The sequence below is a fragment of the Peribacillus sp. NJ4 genome, from assembly GCF_030348345.1.
Taxonomy (GTDB): domain Bacteria; phylum Bacillota; class Bacilli; order Bacillales; family DSM-1321; genus Peribacillus.
On sequence record NZ_JAUCFQ010000001.1, the window covers coordinates 1,062,695 to 1,078,912 of the forward strand.

Sequence of the window (16,218 nt, forward strand, 5' to 3'; positions counted from 1 at the left end):
AAAGGGTTAAGAGTCTATCTTTATAGAGATCAAAACTCCAGACTGTAGACAAACTAGATAATAATTGATTTTGCCTACAGTTTTTTTGAGGGTTTGTAAAATAAGAACGTTGCCTCCAGGCACTCGCTTTCCGCCTGCGGGGTCTCCCTTGGACGCACTTTTCCCGCAGGAGTCTCGCATTTTCTTTTTTGTCTCTAAAACTGCCTTGATCTATATAGATCAAGCTCTTTTTATTTGTTGTGTTATAGACTCCCTCAAGACATGCGGAGCCAAATGCACGCAGGTCACTTCTGAATATGTGAATGATAAAAATATTTCCAAAAATACCATACAGTAACATTAATTTATTGCATAATGAAAATATATGGAATTTGTTGTCGATATACTTATTGGTTGTAAAAATTTAATAAGAAAGATGGTTTACTTATGAAGAGGAATTTATTTATTAAAGTGATTGTCATGTTGGTACTATCACTATCGATTGGGTTAGGAAGTAAGACGGCACAGGCTGTAAGTAGTCAATCTTTAAGTGATGGGACATATACAGCAGGGATGGATATATCTGCAGGATTAACTAAATTCAGTATCCCTGAAGGTGCGGCTGCCATTTCCATCAGCAGAGGAAATAACGATATCATTTTTGAAACGCTTAGTGATGATGAGTACTCGTCCAAACGATTTACCGTAAGTTTAATAGAAGGAGACAAAATAGATGTCAATCTCTATGATGCTACTACTGTAGAGGTACAGCAAATCCCGAAACTGGATTTAAAAGGTGTATCTGCAGGTTATTATGAGGTCGGTACTGATATTCCGGTAGGAACTTATACATTGGACATTGATCGCCCAATGGATGACTATGATACGGCATATATAGACATTTTTGATGAAAGCTATAATGAAAAAGATTCCTTCAGCCTCTATTATGAAGATGATGCTTTGGAGTATAAGCTTTCAGAGGGAGAAAAAGTCTATATCTCATCTTTAATCGGTACGATGAGTTTTAAAGAAAAGATCCTTGTTCCTCAAAGTATCTCGTTAAGTAAGTCCAGCTTGTCCCTAGTGGTAAACCGAACCGAACAGTTAAGGGCTACGGTAAACCCTTCTACTGCCGTTAATAAAAGCGTCAGCTGGACAACCAGTGATCCGGAAATTGCGACAGTGGATACGAAAGGCAACGTAAAAGCACGTAAAGCTGGCAGTGCGACCCTGACCGCTACAGCAAATGGTGATGCTTCCATTAAAAAAAGTATTCAAGTTACGGTGACGAACATTGTACCAACCAGTTTGAAGTTAAGTAAATCCACATTGAATATTACAAATAATCAAACTGTAAAAGTAACTGCGACGGTAGCTCCGACTGATGCAGCGAATAAAACGGTTTTATGGAAAAGTTCAAATGCAAAAGTCGCAAAAGTGGATTCAAAAGGCAACATCAAAGGAATGGCCAACGGATCCGCTACCATAACGGCGACTGCAAAAGATAACACGAAAGTGATGAAAACGGTAGCTGTAAAAGTTTCTGCTAAAACAGTAAAAGTAAATAAAACGAGTTTATCCATTACAGCAGGCAAGACTGGAACACTGACTGCAACCGTTTCACCCTCTGATAGTACAGATAAAACCGTGAAGTGGAAATCCGCTTCCACCAAAATTGCAACGGTGGATAGCAAAGGGAAGGTAACCGGCAAAGCAAAAGGAACGACAACAGTTACGGCAACTGTTAAGGGTGCAAAGGATGTAAAGGTAAAAGTAACGGTTACAGCTCCGATCATGGCAAAATCAGTTAAGCTGAACAAGACTTCCGCTACTATATATAAGGGTAAAACCTTAACTTTATCTGCAACGGTAAGCCCAAGCAATACAACGAATAAAACAGTGAAATGGAAATCTTCCAATTCTAAAATAGCGAAAGTGGATAGTAAAGGGAAAGTCACGGCTGTAGGTGTAGGGACGGCCAAGATTACAGTGACCACTATAAATGGTAAAGCAAGTACAACTACGATTCATGTACCTTATAGTAAAAGTTTAAGTGCAGGGAAGTGGAAAGCGGGCAAAGATTTACCAGCAGGCCGTTATAAAATCACTACGAAATCGGGCAGTGGTAATTTATTTATCGGTATGAATACCTACGACCGTTTTGTAAATGAGATTCTATCAAGTGAAGATGATGGTTTTGGCGTAACCGTTGTTACAACGGATATAAAATCGGGGGATAGTATTGAAATTTCTGGATTAGACAGTGTCCAGTTTGTCAAAGTCACTAATGTTAAATCGAATACATTGCATGCTGGATACTGGACAGTCGGTAAAGATATAAATGCGGGAAAATATAAAATAACGACAACCAGTTCATCAGGGAATTTAATTATTTACAGGGGACAAAATTTACTTGTAAATGAAATCCTTTCAAATGAACGTGATGATTATTCAGTAACAAGCGTGACCACCACACTAAAATCAGGAGATCGCATTTATATTTCCGGTTTGAATAAGGTGAGTTTCTCGAAAAGGTAATTCGTAAGTGAAATGGATCATCCTTCTTCTTTAACTTTGGGTTGCCGACTTTATGTCGGCAACTTTTTTTACATGTAACAGATTGCATCCTTAGGTGAAATAACGGCTAATATGAGCCAGGTTCATCACACGCTTTGATGGAAGCTATATCGTTTTCGAAATCCAATGAGTTGGCCTTCGTCATACATGCCGTTTTGTTATTACGAATCTCCATTTTTTCTTGATGAACGTAAGGATCGTACAAATCACTATGATGGTCAATGAAGCCAATCCGCTAAACCATATGCTTTGGAATTCACTTACATAAGGCTGGATGATGTATGAAGCGGCAATGGCCAAGACCGCGCTTATCGGTATGAAATCAGCGATTTTCCCTTTACTGAATACGATTACCAGAATGGGAGCCAGCAATGCTGAGTATACATTACCTGAATAAAATAAGAGCTCTAACAGGTTTGGGGAATAGAAGAGCGTAGCTACGAAAATCAATCCACCCATACAGACTGAAAGCAGGCAGGCCATCCTTATTTTTTGCTGGTCGCTTTTTTTGGTTTGGAAGGGTTCAAGAATATTGGCGACGATCAGGCTTACCAATGAATGCAGGCAGGCACCGAATGTCGAGGTGATTGCACTGAAAGCACAGAGCACAAAAAGGATGAAAAAGAATGGAGTCGTTATCTTGTTTGCCAATCCAGCCAAAATCGAGTGTATATCAGTGAATCCGCCCGTAAAGATAACCATTATGAACAGGGATGAAAATGAGAGCGGGAATATGATCCAAATAAGGCCGGATAAAGAAAATGTCAATCGAACCTTTTTCATTTCCATCATAAATAATCGCTGCCATGATGTCAGGTCAAAGAAAAACTGGCCGAATCCAACAAGAAGTCCTGCAAAAAGAAAACTCCATAGATCATACTTATTGATCACCAGCATGTAAGGATGGTATAAACGAATCCCATCATAAACAGGCTGAATGCCTTCCTTGACGAAAAAGTATAAAGGAATTAAGATAACGGCGGCAAACATGAAGACGACTTGAAAAGCTGCGAATCGATGAATGAGCTTTAACCCGCCGAAGCCAGCAAAAAGAACACAAAAACCGTAAAAGAAGAACAGCCCGACATAGAGCGGCGTGTCGAAAAGAAACTGCAATAGGGTGGACGCGGCCATTCCCTGAATGAATAAAATGTGTAAGCTGGTCATGACCAGAATCACGATCAATATCCAATATCCCAATGGATGAAGCCGGGTTTTTAAATAGTCCCCGATGGTCAAACCGACGGGAAAATCCTGCCTGACCCTCTTCCCGATGAAACTGAACATGAACAGGGCGATCGCTCCCATCAGGGCATAGCCGATCCCTCCGAAAACTCCATACTTCACCATCGATTCAGGGGAGGATAATATCGTTGTTCCCGTCACCCAGCGTGCCAGGAGGGAGATGATCCCTAAACCCATCCCAATTTGAATGGGGCCTTGTACGTATTCTTGAAATGTACGTGGTCGCAATGTTCATTTTCCTTTCTCGCGGAACTCCTTGGGCGTGATTCCCTCTATCTTCCGGAATAAAGTGCTGAAATAATGCTGGCTATTGAAACCCGAGTTTTCAGCGACGTCTGATATGCTCCAACTGGTGTTATTGGTTAAGGCCCTTTTAGCTGCCTTTATTCTATATTGCATTAAATATTCCGAAAAGGAAGTGCCGACTTCTTCATGGAATTTCCTGCTTAAATAAGTCGGGTTGGTATGCACTTCACGGGCGATGTCCGAAAGGGAGAGTTTTTCAGCATAATTTTCATGAATGAATGAAAGGGAATGGTGAATCAGGGTTGAGTAGTTATGAGAAGACTCCCTTTTATCATACCTGGATAGCACTTTATGCAAATCGCTTTCAATTACAGGTTTCGTTAAATAATCAACTACGCCTATCCTTATGGATTGCTGGGCATAATCGAAACTTTGATGTGCGGTCACCATGATGATTTCCACTTCTTTGTTCAGTGCCCTTAGGTCTTCACCAAATTCAAGACCCGATCGCCCCGGAAGATTGATATCCAGGAAAGCGAGGTTTATTTTAAAATTTTGGGTGAGGGTCAGTGCCTGACAGGCATCAGCAGCTTTATGAAACTTCCAAAAAGGGTATATGGACTGAATCATATATTCCATTTGTTCAAGGACCAATGGTTCGTCATCAACTAATAATACATTCATTCCGGCGCCGCCTCCTCCATTTTCTTATCATGAACCAGTGGCCATGATACCTCTACCTTTGTTCCAGATTCATTAGAAGATATATTCAATTGTGCACGGTCATTGAAATACAAATATAAACGTTTTTGGATATTATCCAGGCCATGGCCGCCTTCGTTTGTAACGGAATGTCCCATTAATCCATTATCCATCACTTCGAGATACACCATCTGCGAATCCTGATGGAACCGGATATGCAGAAGGGCTTCCCCCACTTTTTTTTCCAAGCCGTGTTTAAACGAATTCTCCACTAAAGTCTGGAGAATGAAAGGGGGTACCATTGCAATTGATAATGGGTCTGGGCACTCCATATCGATCTTAAGGCGATCGCCAAAGCGAAGGGTTTGGATGTCGAGATAATGCTGAGTATACTGAATTTCCTGGGAAAGGGGGATTAATGGTTCAGTTGCTTTATATTTGAATTTCAAGAATTGCGAAAATGCCTCTAAGGCCCTGATCAGTTCAGCCGTCCTGTTCAGGCGGGCCAAGCCCAAAATGACATTTAGTGTATTAAACAAAAAGTGAGGCTGGATTTGCTGGTTCAATTTATTATATTGTGCTTCTTGAAGTGCTTGCTCCAGACGTATCTCTTTGTTTTTATTTTCAAGGAGATCGATCCGCTTCTCGAATATGAATAGAAATAAAAGAGCGATAGCTCCCATGATGGGAGCTAATATGAAGAGCATGATAATTAACGTGAATCCCTCGTAACTAAGCATGGAGAACCTCTGTTGGTTATATTTTTATATAACTTTAATTATTCTGTCTATTAGTATCATACTAAAGACCCCTTGGGAAATCTACAACTTATGACACAATGTGACAAGCCACTTGATGATTCTGTTCAGATAATTTTAGTTCTGGTGCCTCTGTTTTACAGATGTCCAATGCAAAAGGACATCGTGTATGGAAGCGGCAGCCGCTTGGAGGATCGATGGGTGAGGGGACATCACCCGTCAATAGGATCCGTTCCCTTTCATGCACTGGATTCGGTACTGGGATGGCAGATAGCAATGCTCTCGTATATGGATGCTGTGGCTGCTCGAAAATGGACTTTTTATCGGCTATTTCGACTATCTTTCCGAGATACATGACCATTACACGATCCGAGATATGTCTGACCACACCCAAATCATGTGATATGAAAAGAAAGGTAAGGTCGAACTGTCGCTGTAACGATTTTAATAAATTCAGTACTTGCGCTTGAATGGAGACATCGAGTGCAGATACGGCTTCGTCACATATGATCAATTTTGGGTCCACTGCAAGGGCCCGTGCAATGCCGATCCGCTGTCTCTGGCCGCCGCTGAATTCGTGCGGGTATCTTTCCGTGGATTCAGGTCTCAGCCCGACATGTCCCAATAATTCTTCAATCCTGCTCTTTCGTTTTTCTTTAGGCACTACATTTTGTATGGCTAAGGCTTCTCCGAGAATCTTCCCTATGGTCTGTCTGGGATTAAGAGAGGCAAATGGATCTTGGAAAATAACTTGTAAGTCCTTCCTGGTGCTCCTCATTTCCTTTTTTCCTAAACTCAGTAAATCCCTATCCTGAAAATGTATACTCCCGCTTGTAGGTTCGTCCAATCGAAGGATCGCCCTTCCGGTAGTCGATTTTCCGCAGCCGGATTCGCCAACTATGCTTAAGGTTTCACCCTGATAGATATGGAAGCTGATGTCATCAACGGCTTTTACATGATTGACGGTTCTTCCGAAAAATCCACCCTTGATCGGAAAATATTGTTTCAATTGATCCACTTTAAGCAGAACCTTTTTCTCTGCAACTGGTACACCCATCATTAAACCCCTACCTTCTCTTGAGTGTCATATTCCTTCTCCCATTGGGGGGTGAACATCCAACAGCTGACCTGGGTGCTTGGGCCGGTCGATTGTAGATCCGGTACGGCTTGTTCACAAATGCTCTTCGCATGTGCACAGCGGGGGGCAAAGCTGCAGCCCTTAGGCATATTGTAAGGACTCGGAACAGTCCCGGGAATTGTAGTCAATTCCTCCTGGTCCATGTCCAGACGCGGAAGGGAGTTTAATAAACCGATGGTGTATGGATGTTTAGGATTTGTGAATATTTCCTTGGCCAATGTGTATTCAACGATTTTCCCTGCGTACATGACAGCAACGCGATCACAGGTTTCATATACGACACCCAAATCATGAGTGATCAAAATGACAGCCGTCCCGAAATCCTTTTGCAGCGTCTTAATCAGTTCCAGGATTTGGGCCTGGATCGTCACATCCAATGCAGTAGTAGGTTCATCGGCTATTAAAACCTCAGGGTGACAGGCAAGTGCCATGGCAATCATGACCCTTTGCCTCATTCCGCCGCTTAGCTCATGCGGCTCCTGTTTTGCCCTTTTTTCAGGTGAGGGGATTCCGACGAGCCGAAGCATGTCGACCGCTTTGTCCCATGCTTCTTTTTTTCCAAGATTTTGATGGAGCCGGATCGCTTCTGCAATTTGCTCACCTGCTGAATATACGGGATTCAATGATGTCATCGGTTCCTGGAATATCATCGAAATTTCATTGCCGCGTATGGACCGCATCTGTTTTTCAGTCTTCGTAAGCAGATCCTCCCCTTTAAAAAGGATGCTGCCCCCGGCAATCTTTCCGGGTGGTGATGGAATAAGCCTTAACAATGATAAGGATGTTATACTTTTGCCGCTTCCCGACTCCCCGACGATTCCAAGGGTTTCCCCTTTATTTAGGGAGAAACTGATTCCGTCGACGGCTTTACTCGTGCCTTCGTCAGTGAAAAAGTGGGTCTGCAGATTTTTTACCTCCAGTATTTTATCATCAACCTGTTTCATCATCATACCTCCTTAATTCAAATCTATTCTTTTGTTAAAGTATCGATAGAGGACATCCACTGCCAAATTCATGAATACGAAGATAACGGAAGCGATAAGGACCCCGCCCTGAACCATTGGTAAATCCCTCGTTCTGATTGCATCGACTATCAATCTCCCAAGTCCATTGATGGCAAAAACGGACTCTGTCAATACAGTACCGCCGAGGAGTGCACCGAACTGGAGGCCAACGACTGTAATGACGGGGATAAGCGCATTTTTCAGGCCATGTTTATAAATGATGACATATTCTTTTAATCCCTTGGCTCTTGCTGTCCGGATGTAGTCCTGGCGAACGACTTCGAGCATGCTCGACCTGGTCATCCTGGCAACTATGGCCGCTCCGCCGGCCCCAAGGGTTATCGCTGGCAGGATCATGTGCCTGATGGTTCCCCAACCTGAAACCGGAAACCACTGAAGGTTTACGGAAAAGAAGTAGATAAGCATCAGACCCAGCCAAAAACTAGGTAAAGAGATTCCCAGTAAAGCAACGATCATGATGGAAATGTCAGCTGCCGAGTATTGCTTGGTTGCCGAGATGATTCCTGCAAGCATACCAAGGACAACGGTTATGAAAATGCTGGCGAGTGCCAGTTCCAGGGTGATCGGCAAGCGGACCATGATTTCATCCAAAACAGGCCGGCTGCTGCGGAGTGATTCCCCAAAGTCTCCTTGAACGGCATGAATGATATAGTCGACGTATTGATAAAGGATTGGGCGATCCAAGCCAAGCTCATGTCGCAGTGATTCAATCGTTTCTTTAGTCGCTCCTTCACCTGCAAGCAGTGTTGCCGGATCTCCAGGGACCATTTGCATGATGAGGAAAACAACAAGACTTACTCCTAGTAAAACCGGTATGGTTTGAAAGACCCGTCGGATTATAAATACGAACATTTTCTCTCCTCCTTATTTTTTCATTCTTGGATCCAGGGCATCTCTAAGTCCATCCCCGAAGACATTGAAACCGAGTACCAGTGTTGATATGGCTATTCCCGGAAACAAAGCGATGTGAGGGGCGCTGAACAAATAATCCCGACCGCTGCTCAACATGGCTCCCCATTCCGGTGAGGGAGGCTGGGCTCCCAGCCCCAGGAATGATAATCCGGCTGCCGATAGAATGGCTGTTGCCAGACGTAATGTAGCTTGAACGATGACAGGTGATAGAATATTCGGGAAAATGTGCTTGGTTATGATCGTGAAGTCAGTGGCTCCCAATGCACGGATGGCATCGATATATTCAAGCTTTCTGACTGACAGTGTGGAGCCGCGGACAATTCGGGCAAACATGGGTATGGAAAAGACACCGACCGCTACCATTACATTGATTAAACTTGGGCCAAGGGCACTAATGATGGCAAGTGCGAGCAATATTCCCGGGAAAGCCAGCAGAACATCGACAATCCTCATAATGACGGTATCGATCCATTTTCCGTAATAACCAGCCGTTAACCCAAGCAGAATGCCAATGAAAGCCCCGAAGAATACAGAGACAAATCCAACGGTTAATGAAAGCCGGGTTCCATATAATAATCTGCTTAAAATATCCCTTCCTTTATCATCCGTACCCATCCAATGTTCGGCCGACGGAGGCTGGAGTTTGTTGACTAAATCAATTTCATAGGGATCCTGCGGTGAAATCAAAGGTGCAAAGATAGCCAATAAAATATAAAAAAGTACGATATACCCGCCTATCAATGCCAGTTTATTTCTCTTGAATTTTTTATAAAAGGCTTTCCAGTGGCTTAGTTTTGGAGATTTTTTTTCGTTTACCTTCAATTCGGTATTATTAATGACGATCTCTGGCTTCATTGCACTTCCTCCTTTTCTTTCATTAAATTTATTCAAAATAGGTATTGAAGTAAATATGATGCGGAAAAGCAGTAAAGATAATTAAAAAATGTGTAAAGATTCTGAAAATATAAAATTCTGTTTTTTTTTATAATTTGAAGTAAGCCCGATGTACTCATAGCTGAAAGTTACTTGGAGAAACAAAGGCAGGTTGAAAAGGGAGGAAATAGAATGAGAAAAAGTATGATGGGGTTACTGTTTGCATCGTTATTAGGCATCTCATCCGTTTTATCTGGGTGTTCAGCAGATCAAACCGGCAGCAAGGAACCGGAAGGAAAAGCGAAAGAAGGAGGTACACTGATCGTCGCGAGATTATCTGATGCGACCATCCTGGATCCTCATTTCATAACAGACATTCCATCAGCAAACGTCGTTTATGAAAAGGTTTATCAAACGTTGGTCGTTCCTGATAAAAACATGGATCCTAAACCGCTGCTGGCAAAAGAGTGGAAACAACTGGATGATGTCACTTGGGAATTTAAATTGCAAGAGGGAGTCAAATTCCATGATGGAGCTCCATTCAATGCCGAAGCGGTGAAAACCAATTTCGACAGGATACTTGATCCGGCAACAGCTTCTCCGCAGGCTGGTAAATTGGAAATGATCAAAGAAATTAAAGTGGTTGACGAAACGACCGTACAATTCAAGCTGAAATATCCTTATGCACCGCTGTTATCGATTTTAGTGAGTAATGAAGGAAGCATCATCAGCCCTAAAGCGATTAAGGAACATAGTGACAAGTTAGGTCAAAACCCGGTTGGGACAGGGCCCTTCGTTTTTAAATCGTGGAAGCCAGGTGAAGAGATCGCACTTACGAAAAACGAGGAATACTGGGGGGATGAACCGAAGATTGATGGCGTAGTATTCAAGGTTGTCCCTGAAGATGCCACGAGGATTGCGATGATTGAAACCGGTGAAGCACATGTGACCGATCAAGTGCCAGTTACTGAGATTGATAGGATCGAAGCATCGGACACGATGAATTTATATCGCACGGAGGGACTTGCGGTTGAATACCTAAGCTTCAATGTTAAGAAAAAACCTTTCGATGATGTACGTGTCCGTAAAGCGGTCGCTCATGCCATCGAGGTCGATTCGATTATTAAAGGGGTTTATAACGATGTCGGTACGAGGGCAAATTCGACAATGAGCCCAAAAGTGTTTGGCTATGATCCGGATATAAAAGGCTACGACTATGATATTAATGAATCGAAGAAGCTCTTGACTGAGGCAGGGGTCAAGGATGGCTTGGAGTTTACATTGACGACGAGTGACCGTAAGGAAAGGATTAATATGGCCGAAGTGATTCAATCCCAGTTAAAAGGAATTGGAATCAAGGTCAAGATTCAAGTCCTTGAGTATGGGGCCTACATTGATGCGACCGCTAAAGGCGAGCACCAGGTATCGATAGGCGGCTGGGGCAATGCTACCGGGGATGGAGATTATAATCAATTCAATCTTTTTGATAGCAAATCCCAAGGTGCTGCTGGAAACAGTTCATTCTATAGCAACCCGGAAGTGGACAAATTGATTGAAAGTGCACGTAAAGAATCGGATGGCGATAAACGTAAGGAACTATATTCGAAGGCACAGGATATTGAGAGGGAAGAAGTTCCATATGTTCCTATCCGTAACTATGAACATTTGGCGGTATATGGTGGGACGGTTAAAGGGCTTTGGCTGAATCCGGCAAATTATTTAATGCTTGATGACGTAACCGTGAAGTAGGGAAATCATCAAAAAAGGAAGGCAGCATAAGGATGTTATGCTGTCTTCTCAATTAGGAGGGGAAATATGATAGATTTACTGCTAATCCATGGAACCGTGATAACCATGGATCAAAACAGGAGAATTCTGCAGGATGGCGCCATCGCCATTAATCAAGGAAGGATTTTAGCCGTTGATTCAACCGAAAAACTGAAATTGAAGTATGAGGCTGTAAAAGTCATTGATTGCAGCCATCAGTGTATATTGCCCGGATTAATAGATGTTCATGGTCATGGGGGACATTCCATGTTCAAAACGATTGCAATGGAGAATATTGATTTTTGGATGCCCATCATGACAAATACGTACAAGCATTTTGTTACGGATGACTTTTGGTATTACGAAGGAAAGCTGTCCTCCCTTGAGAGATTAAAGGCGGGAGTGACAACCGGGGTGAGCGTTTTAGGATCCATGCCACGATCCGATGAACCGATTTTCGCCATCAATCATGCAAAAGCATACGCCGAAGTGGGAATCAGGGAAGTGGTTTGCACGGGTCCTTGCAACCCTCCATGGCCCCATTCATTCAGCCGGTGGATTGACGGAAAGAGAGTGGTGAAGGAAGTTTCCTATGAAGAAGTATTGAAGGGGGCGGAAGCGGTGATCGAGGCACTGAACCATGCGAATGAAGACCGCACGAGAGCCTTCATTACACCATTTGTCATTGTGACATCCGTTGATCCTTCCAATCCCACATCACCTGACAGGCTTTATGGGCTGAATGATCATGATCTTTATCAAGCGAAGAAAATAAGGGAGATTGCCAGGAAATATAACACAAGGATACACTCCGATGCCTTTGGCGGGATGATTCATTTAGCGATACAGGATAAGGAAAATGCCCTATTGGGTCCGGATGTCCATTTACAGCATTGTCGGGGCATTTCCTTCGATGAAGCAAGAATACTGGCAGAAACAGGTACCAACGTCAGTGCATCACCTGGATTTGGACAGGTTCATGCACGCACCCCGATAACTGAATTATTGGAGATGGGTGCAACTGTGGCGATCTCCACGGATGGGACTTCCCCTTCCACAAGTTTCGATATGTTTCAGGCAATGAGGAAAACGCAGTTCGTTCACCAGGCAGCCCTTAGGGACTACTATTATTTGCCCCCAGGCAAACTGTTGGAAATGATCACGATAGATGCTGCGAAATGCATTGGCTGGGATGATGAAATAGGCTCCCTGGAGATCGGGAAAAAAGCGGATGTCATTACGGTCAATCTGCATCAGCCTCATCTGACCCCTGAATTCATGCATGTTCACCGGCTTGTATTCCAAGCAGTGGCGAATGATGTGGAGCATGTCATCGTGGATGGGAAATTGATCATGGAAGGGAGGAATGTACGGACGGTTCATGAAAGTACAGTGCTGAACGAAGCGAATGAAGAGGCCTTTTCAACGATAAAGCGTGCCGGGCTCGAAAAGTATATGCAGCCGACGAAATATTTCTGGGGACATGCCAGGGCATATGTAGATGAAAAAAGATATGACGAACGGGAAGACGCTGCCGCAATGAGGAAAGGGGAATAAGATGAAAACCAAGCTTAAAGGAAGATATGTAATTGGGTATGACGGGTGCGATCATGTCATTTTGGAAAACGCAGAGATTGTTTATGAAAAAGACACGATTCTGTATGTTGGAAAAAATTATCCGGAAGAAGTGGACGAGGTAATGGATGCCGGTAACGCCATTATCAGTCCCGGGTTCATCGATTTAAATGCATTAGGGGACATTGACCATGATATTTTACATTTTGAAGCCGGTTCCAACAGACAGAAAAACCTTCTCTGGTCAGAGAATCATATACAAAGCGGACATCCCGAATTAATGACCGAGGAAGAAGAATCCTTTAAATCTTTATATGCTTATTCACAACTCATTCTTCATGGTGTGACGACGGCCATGCCCATCACTTCCGTTTTTTATAAAAGCTGGGCCGAAACCTATGAAGAATTGGCAGCTGCGGCAAAACATGCAGCTGAATTGGGGTTAAGGATTTACCTGGGCCCAAGTTTCCAATCAGGAATGAGAGTCGTCGAGCCTGACGGAAATATAAAACTGCATTGGGATGAAAAAGCCGGGGAAGCGGGATTGCGGAAAGCGGTGGAGTTTGTAGAAAAATTCGATGGAGCCCATGGAGGCATGGTCAGAGGGATGCTCGCTCCAGAACGTATAGAGTCTCAAACTGCAGAGCAATTAAAACAGATCAAATATTACAGTGAAAAATTGGATGTACCGATAAAGCTCCATGCTGCACAAGGAAGTTTTGAATTCAATACCGTATGGGAAGCTTACCGTGTCACACCGATTAGATATTTGTACGACCTTGGCTTTTTGGGTCCAAGAACAGGAATCCCGCATGCCCACTTTGTTTCAGGATACAGTGGAGCGAAATATGGACAGGGTGATGACTTGGCGCTGCTAAGAGAAACGAATACAACAGTGATTCATTGCCCTCTGATTATCGGGAGGCATGGGGAGGCGTTGGAATCATTCGCTAAATATAAAAGGGCAGGGATAAATATCGCGCTTGGAACGGACACCTTCCCTCCGGATATGTTTCAGAACGTCAGGACAGGAAGCATGCTCTCACGGATGATGGAGAGAGAAGCGGAAGGCTCTGCATTTGCCGACTTCTTTCGGTCAGCCACTCTTGATGCGGCGGCTTTTCTTGGCAGGAATGATCTTGGCCGCATTGCAGCAGGGGCCAAGGCGGATATCATTGCGATTGATTTGGACAGTTATCATATGGGTGTAATCGATGATCCCATTCGAACCATGTTCGTAAGCGGATCAGGAAGGGACGTTAAATTATCCATCATAAATGGAAAAGTAGTCATGAAGGATCAAAAAATCCCCAATCTTGATTTAATGGAAATCAAATATAAGGGGCAAAAGTATTTCGATAAGATGAGAAGAGGATATATGGAAAGAGATTATAAGAAGCTTCCTGAGAAAGAATTGTTTAAGCCATCATTTAAGTTCGTCGAATCGATAAGCGATACAGAAGTGAAAACCATTTACGAAAACAAGTAAAGAAAATGAAAAACATAGTAAAGATTTTCAAAATAAATAGTCAGAATATTTCCTATAATTAGATAAATGCTCAATTAAATGAAATCGGGAGGTCGAAGTCGATGGGGTTAAAACGTGGAACAGGAAAGCTTTTTCTAGTCATGATCATGGTTATCATAATTACGGGCTGTTCTTCTAACAATGATGTAAGCAAGACGGCAAATGATCAAAGCAAAGCATCAAACGAAGGGGGTACATTGGTCATTGCCCGTTTGTCCGACGCTGAGAATTTGGATCAGCAGTTCATGTCCACGATTAACGCCGCTAGTGTCACTCACCATAAAATCTATGAAGGTCTTGTACAACGGGATGAGAATAGTGAGATACAGCCTATGCTAGCAGAAAAATGGAAGCAAATAAATGACACGACTTGGGAATTCAAGCTTAGGGAAGACGTAACGTTTCATGATGGCACGCCATTTAATGCAGATGCAGTAAAAAAGACGTTTGATCGACTATTGGATCCAAAGGTCGCTTCTCCTAGAGCGGTAGTATTCGATATGGTAAAAGAGGTGAAACCGATTGATGAATTTACCGTGCAATTCATTCTGAAGGAACCTTTTTCCCCGCTCCTTTCCATATTGGCGAATCACGAAGGCGGCATCATCAGTCCGAAAACAATTGAAAAGTTTGGCAAAAAGATCATCCAGGAACCGAATGGAACCGGTCCTTTCGTTTTTGATTCATGGTCCCCAGGGCAAGAAATCACATTGATGAAAAACAAAAGCTATTGGGGAGACAAGCCAAAATTGGACAAGGTCATCTTCAAGGTCGTCCCTGAAGATTCCACGAGGATATCGATGATTGAAACCGGTGAAGCGCAGATTGCTGAACCTCTTCCTGTAGCGGTCATGGACCAGGTGGAATCTTCACCGGCAATGGATGTTTACCGCAGTGAAGGGTATGGCACCGAATATTTAGGGTTCAATGTCAATAATGAACCGTTCAATGATGTCCGGGTCAGAAAAGCCATTGCCCACGCCATAGAAATGGATTCGATCATCAAGGGTGTCTTCAATAATGTGGGAGTAAAGGCGAACTCATTGATGGGCTCTAAAGTATTTGGGTACAACGAAGATCTGGAAGCCTATGAATACAATCTGAAAGAAGCAAAGAAACTGATGGCTGAAGCTGGATATTCAAAAGGTTTGGATGCGACCATCCTGACGATGGACAGTAAGGAAAGAGTGAACTTGGCTGAAGTCCTGCAATCCCAACTAAAAGGGATCGGAATTAATTTGAAGGTACAGGTCATGGAGTACGGTTCGTTCGTGGAACAAGTGAATAAAGGGCAATCGGAAATGTTCATCATCAGTTGGAGAAACGCGACCGGAGATGCTGATTATAATCAATATAATCTATTTCATACGGATTCACAGGGGGCGGCTGGAAATACATTCTTTTACAGCAATCCAAAGGTTGACAGTTTAATAGATGCTGCCAGAAAAGAAAAGGAAGAAGGGAAACGAAAAGAACTATACGCAGAGGCACAGGAAATCGAGATGGGTGACACCCCGTATATTCCTGTAAGGGTCATTGAAAATGTTGCTGCAGTCGCGACAGAAGTAAAAGGGTTTTCAATCAGCCCTTCAGGCTATCTGGATATAAATGACGTAACGATAAAATGATGGTCGAAAAAAATTCGTGAACTGCCGAATAATTTGTGGTTTAGGTCGATAAACTGCGTCAACGGCCCAAGACAGTGCAGCGGGTCGAATAAAGTGCTCCGGTCTTTACGTTTTTTACTGTAATCCTCATTGGATTGAAGAGATTTGCGACACTCCTACCGAATTACTGGCTAGCCGAGACCCCACAGGCGCTTGTGCCGAGGAGGCTTGGCAGGCAGTCGGCGGAAAGGGAGCGGATCTCTGAAATCAATTGAACTTTTTAAAT

Annotated in this window: 12 protein-coding genes; 5 read left to right on the forward strand and 7 right to left on the reverse strand. The window is 43.2% G+C overall.

The genetic code is table 11. From position 1 onward, the window contains the following. The first annotated feature begins 426 nt into the window (after window positions 1-426). Window positions 427-2,517, forward strand: a complete 2,091-nt coding sequence (locus tag QUF94_RS05390; protein WP_289314933.1) for an Ig-like domain-containing protein — start codon at window positions 427-429, stop codon at window positions 2,515-2,517. A 180-nt stretch (window positions 2,518-2,697) separates the two neighbouring features. Here QUF94_RS05390 and QUF94_RS05395 read toward each other — a convergent pair whose 3' ends face one another. The 7 genes from QUF94_RS05395 to nikC form a co-directional block, all read right to left on the reverse strand. Beyond that, complete coding sequence (locus tag QUF94_RS05395) at window positions 2,698-4,029, reverse strand: SLC5/6 family protein (protein ID WP_289314934.1); 1,332 nt, start codon at window positions 4,027-4,029, stop codon at window positions 2,698-2,700. A gap of 3 nt (window positions 4,030-4,032) precedes the next feature. Beyond that, window positions 4,033-4,731, reverse strand: a complete 699-nt coding sequence (locus QUF94_RS05400; RefSeq protein WP_289314935.1) for an AraC family transcriptional regulator — start codon at window positions 4,729-4,731, stop codon at window positions 4,033-4,035. Continuing rightward, on the reverse strand, window positions 4,728-5,489 hold the full coding sequence (locus QUF94_RS05405; RefSeq protein WP_289314936.1) for a sensor histidine kinase: 762 nt from the start codon (window positions 5,487-5,489) through the stop codon (window positions 4,728-4,730). Before QUF94_RS05405 ends, QUF94_RS05400 begins: the two co-directional genes overlap by 4 nt. Before the next feature lie 88 nt (window positions 5,490-5,577). After that, window positions 5,578-6,564 (reverse strand): ABC transporter ATP-binding protein, encoded by a 987-nt coding sequence (locus QUF94_RS05410; RefSeq protein ID WP_289314937.1) that lies wholly within the window; start codon window positions 6,562-6,564, stop codon window positions 5,578-5,580. Window positions 6,565-6,566: 2 nt separating this feature from the next. After that, the gene (locus tag QUF94_RS05415) at window positions 6,567-7,589 is read right to left on the reverse strand and encodes an ABC transporter ATP-binding protein (protein WP_483313637.1); all 1,023 of its coding nucleotides are present in this window, start codon (window positions 7,587-7,589) and stop codon (window positions 6,567-6,569) included. Window positions 7,590-7,601: 12 nt separating this feature from the next. Then, entirely contained in the window at window positions 7,602-8,522 is a 921-nt protein-coding gene (gene nikB, locus QUF94_RS05420; protein ID WP_289314939.1) for a nickel ABC transporter permease, read from the reverse strand. 12 nt (window positions 8,523-8,534) lie between these two features. Further along, a complete protein-coding gene (gene nikC, locus QUF94_RS05425; protein ID WP_289314940.1) occupies window positions 8,535-9,437 on the reverse strand; it encodes a nickel transporter permease in 903 nt (300 codons plus the stop codon). A gap of 210 nt (window positions 9,438-9,647) precedes the next feature. Between nikC and QUF94_RS05430 the strand changes: the two genes are divergently transcribed. The 4 genes from QUF94_RS05430 to QUF94_RS05445 all read left to right on the forward strand — a co-directional run bounded on the left by QUF94_RS05430 (window position 9,648) and on the right by QUF94_RS05445 (window position 15,953). Then, on the forward strand, window positions 9,648-11,204 hold the full coding sequence (locus QUF94_RS05430; protein WP_289314941.1) for a glutathione ABC transporter substrate-binding protein: 1,557 nt from the start codon (window positions 9,648-9,650) through the stop codon (window positions 11,202-11,204). A gap of 66 nt (window positions 11,205-11,270) precedes the next feature. Then, window positions 11,271-12,779, forward strand: coding sequence for an amidohydrolase family protein (locus QUF94_RS05435; protein WP_289314942.1), 1,509 nt, complete (start codon window positions 11,271-11,273; stop codon window positions 12,777-12,779). A 1-nt stretch (window position 12,780) separates the two neighbouring features. Beyond that, window positions 12,781-14,286 carry an amidohydrolase family protein gene (locus QUF94_RS05440; protein ID WP_289314943.1) on the forward strand — a complete coding sequence of 502 codons (1,506 nt, stop codon included), beginning with the start codon at window positions 12,781-12,783 and terminating at the stop codon, window positions 14,284-14,286. A 101-nt stretch (window positions 14,287-14,387) separates the two neighbouring features. Next, window positions 14,388-15,953: a glutathione ABC transporter substrate-binding protein gene (locus tag QUF94_RS05445; RefSeq protein WP_289314944.1), complete on the forward strand. Its 1,566-nt coding sequence runs from the start codon at window positions 14,388-14,390 to the stop codon at window positions 15,951-15,953. The last annotated feature ends 265 nt before the right edge of the window (window positions 15,954-16,218 follow it).

Coding starts and splice junctions, on each gene's coding strand:
- QUF94_RS05390 (WP_289314933.1), top strand. CDS start 427: ATGAAGAGGAATTTATTTATTAAAGTGATTGTCATGTTGGTACTATCA.
- QUF94_RS05400 (WP_289314935.1), bottom strand. CDS start 4,731: ATGAATGTATTATTAGTTGATGACGAACCATTGGTCCTTGAACAAATG.
- QUF94_RS05405 (WP_289314936.1), bottom strand. CDS start 5,489: ATGCTTAGTTACGAGGGATTCACGTTAATTATCATGCTCTTCATATTA.
- QUF94_RS05410 (WP_289314937.1), bottom strand. CDS start 6,564: ATGGGTGTACCAGTTGCAGAGAAAAAGGTTCTGCTTAAAGTGGATCAA.
- QUF94_RS05415 (WP_483313637.1), bottom strand. CDS start 7,589: ATGAAACAGGTTGATGATAAAATACTGGAGGTAAAAAATCTGCAGACC.
- nikB (WP_289314939.1), bottom strand. CDS start 8,522: ATGTTCGTATTTATAATCCGACGGGTCTTTCAAACCATACCGGTTTTA.
- nikC (WP_289314940.1), bottom strand. CDS start 9,437: ATGAAGCCAGAGATCGTCATTAATAATACCGAATTGAAGGTAAACGAA.
- QUF94_RS05430 (WP_289314941.1), top strand. CDS start 9,648: ATGAGAAAAAGTATGATGGGGTTACTGTTTGCATCGTTATTAGGCATC.
- QUF94_RS05435 (WP_289314942.1), top strand. CDS start 11,271: ATGATAGATTTACTGCTAATCCATGGAACCGTGATAACCATGGATCAA.
- QUF94_RS05440 (WP_289314943.1), top strand. CDS start 12,781: ATGAAAACCAAGCTTAAAGGAAGATATGTAATTGGGTATGACGGGTGC.
- QUF94_RS05445 (WP_289314944.1), top strand. CDS start 14,388: ATGGGGTTAAAACGTGGAACAGGAAAGCTTTTTCTAGTCATGATCATG.